Genomic DNA, 209 nt, shown 5'->3' on the forward strand with positions numbered 1-209 from the left:
GGCCTTGCGCTGGCTGGCCGGGCCGTTGTGCGGGCCCACCCCATCGCCGCGCATCGCCACCAGCAGGTTGCCGCCACGGTCCAGCACCGATACCGCCGCGGTGCACTGGGCCAGGCTGGCATCGGCCAACTGGCGTGCGGCGGCCAGGTCCAGTTCGGCATGGCGCGGCAGTTCGAGCGCCGCCAGGGCCGTGCCGGCGAGGCTCAGGC

General features: G+C 75.6%; 1 protein-coding gene. It reads right to left on the bottom strand.

Features of this window, described 5'->3' with window-relative positions; all coding sequences use genetic code 11:
• A partial coding sequence (locus tag F6S12_RS33625; protein WP_315870096.1) for a heme-binding protein occupies nucleotides 1–207 on the bottom strand: 207 nt, incomplete at its 3' end.
• Nucleotides 208–209: the final 2 nt, after the last annotated feature.

It is taken from the genome of Pseudomonas sp. JV245A (assembly GCF_032424515.1).
GTDB lineage: Bacteria > Pseudomonadota > Gammaproteobacteria > Pseudomonadales > Pseudomonadaceae > Aquipseudomonas > Aquipseudomonas protegens.